The organism is Rhodococcus coprophilus NBRC 100603, from assembly GCF_001895045.1.
GTDB lineage: Bacteria > Actinomycetota > Actinomycetes > Mycobacteriales > Mycobacteriaceae > Rhodococcus > Rhodococcus coprophilus.
Genome location: NZ_BDAM01000023.1, coordinates 1 through 2,446, shown reverse-complemented (window position 1 = coordinate 2,446; position 2,446 = coordinate 1). Strand labels below are relative to the sequence as shown.

Here is a 2,446-nt window from a genome sequence, read left to right as displayed (position 1 = left end):
TTGCGGGCAGGAGCCCGCGCCCGGAACCCGATCGCGACCGCTGTGATGTCGGTAATGAGAATGTCACTCTCATTGCTGAGTATTAGATTTTCACACAACGGGTACCGCGTCAACGGATGGGCCGTGCCGAAGGCAGAAAGCGCGCCGGCCCGGACCTCACGGTCCGGGCCGGCGCGCCTGCGGAGTTGTGTACGAGCGGCATCGCTCAGGAAGGCCGGGCCGGCATTTCGAATCCGGCCAGGATCACCGCATTGGTGTCGGCTGCGGCGTGGCGGAGCGGGACGGCGGCCTGATAGCCCTCCGAGTCGTACCACGCCTGCGCCGCCTCCACGGATTCGAACTCCAGCACGACGGTACGGTCCCCGTGCCAGTCGCCTTCCAGAACTCGCGGCCGGGCGTCGACGGCCAGGACGGTCGCGCCACCCTTGCGTAGCGAGGGGGCCGAGGCAGCGCTGTAGGCGCCCATTCCGGCCGGGTCCTTGATCGATTCGGTGAGGATTACGTATCCCTTGGGCATGACTCTCCTTCGAGGGGGAATAGCGAGCGGTATCCCGGAAGAGAATCAGAGTTCGCCTGGCTATGCAAGGGATGCAACAACTTTCGAGCTCGTTGCCGAAGACTCCACGGAGACGAAATGGGCGCCGGTCCGAGCCGCGAGGCCCGGGCCGACGCCCATCGTCGAACTGTGTGGATCAGGTGATCGTGATGGCGCGTTCGGGGCAACTTGCCGCAGCTTCGCGCACCGAATCCTCGTGCTCGGGAGGAACTTCCGACACGAGAGTCACGGCGTACCCGCCGTCGCTGAGATCGAACACCTCGGGGCAGAGAGCAAGACAGACGCCATGGCCGCGGCAGGAGTCGTCGTCGACGGAAACCTTCACTTCGCGTCGCCTTCCGCGAGCGTGAAGTCCAGGTGCAGCGTCATCAGACCGCGGAGGATGAATGTGGGCAGGTAGTCGAACTTGCGGTCGCCTTCGGGGCCGTGCACCTCCTCCGAGATAGTGATGTTGCTGGTCCGCTCGAGCAGTCGCTCGAAGCCGACGCGCGCCTCGGTGCGAGCGAGCGGGGCGCCCGGGCACGCGTGGATGCCGCGACCGAAGGCGATATGGGTACGCGCGTTGCGACGGTCGAGATCGAACTCGGCCGGATCGGAGAACTGGCGGGGGTCGCGGTTCGCGGCACCGTTCACGAGCATCATGATCGTGCCGGCCGGTACCTCGACACCGCCGACCTCGGTCGGAACCTTGGAGAGCCGGAAGTCGCCCTTGATCGGGCTCTCGACCCGCAGCGTCTCCTCGATGAAGTTGTTGATCCGCTCGGGGTCTTCGCGCAGCGCCTGCTGGAGTTCGGGGTTCTCGGCAATGATGCGGAGCCCGGAGCTCACCAGGCGGACCGTGGTCTCCTGGCCCGCGGAGAAGACGTTCGCCGCGATGCGCAGGACGTCGTCGACCGGCGGGAGCGTGCCGTCCGGGAAGGTGGCGGTGGCAAGACCGGTCAGGACGTCGTCCTGCGGGTTCGCGCGCCGGTCCTCGATGTACGCACCGAACTTCTGGTAGAGGAACTCCATGGGGTTGAGCTTGAGCTCGGTACCCTGCGTGCTGCCGATCGAGATGCCGTCCTTCATCACCAGGTTGAGACCCTCGATGAATTCCTGGTGGTCGCTCTCCGGAACGCCGAGCAGGTCGGCGATCACGAGCATGGCGAACGGCGCGGCAAACTCGCTGATGACCTCGCCCGAGCCCTTGGCCAGCAGGTCGTCGAGCAGCTTGTCGGCCAGGCGCCAGATGAACTCCTCGTTCTCCTTGAGGCGCTTCGGGGTGATCAGGCGCATCAGCAGGGCGCGATGGTCGGTGTGCTGCGGCGGATCCATCGTCGGCAGCTGGTCGTTCATGGGCAGCTTGGGACGCGTCTCTTCGATCAGGTCCGTGATGTCGTCGCTGTCGGTGGGGAGGGGGAATCCCGAGTACGGGCCCGTCACCGAGATGCACGAAGAGAAGGTCTCTTCGTCGTTCAGAACCTGGATGGCTTCCTCGTACCCGGTGACCATCATGACGTTGTGGTGCGGCTCGCGCTTGACCGGGCAACTCTCCCGCATCGCGTCGTAGTACGGACTCGGATCGCCCACGAGGGAGGGATCGGTGAAGAAGTTCAGCTTCTCGAGTTCGGTCATGTTTCTTCCTCTCAGAAGAAGTGGAGCTGCGGGGGGTGCGAGGAACCGGGGCCACTATCGAAACGACGGCAGCCGACCAGGATCTGGTCCACATCCAACCATGTTGATCTTGACTCCGAAATTCGGGAGCTACCGTACATTTCGGACCTTGTGATTGATGACTATCAATGTGGCAATGATTTGTTGTAGACCACGAAAACCCGCACCCGCACCCCGACCCGGTGGGGGTCGGTGCACGGATGCGGGCGATGTAGACATCGGGCGCCGGGCTCAGAT

Annotated in this window: 3 protein-coding genes; all 3 read right to left on the bottom strand. The window is 64.4% G+C overall.

The annotated features are described in order from the left end of the window. Nucleotides 1–205: 205 nt before the first annotated feature. The 3 genes from RDCOP1_RS21085 to RDCOP1_RS21075 all read right to left on the bottom strand — a co-directional run bounded on the left by RDCOP1_RS21085 (nucleotide 206) and on the right by RDCOP1_RS21075 (nucleotide 2,170). Complete coding sequence (locus RDCOP1_RS21085) at nucleotides 206–517, bottom strand: DUF1330 domain-containing protein (protein WP_072705352.1); 312 nt, start codon at nucleotides 515–517, stop codon at nucleotides 206–208. 175 nt (nucleotides 518–692) lie between these two features. Further along, the gene (locus RDCOP1_RS21080) at nucleotides 693–881 is read right to left on the bottom strand and encodes a ferredoxin (protein WP_072705349.1); all 189 of its coding nucleotides are present in this window, start codon (nucleotides 879–881) and stop codon (nucleotides 693–695) included. Beyond that, nucleotides 878–2,170 carry a cytochrome P450 gene (locus tag RDCOP1_RS21075; protein ID WP_072705346.1) on the bottom strand — a complete coding sequence of 431 codons (1,293 nt, stop codon included), beginning with the start codon at nucleotides 2,168–2,170 and terminating at the stop codon, nucleotides 878–880. Before RDCOP1_RS21075 ends, RDCOP1_RS21080 begins: the two co-directional genes overlap by 4 nt. Nucleotides 2,171–2,446 lie beyond the last annotated feature (276 nt).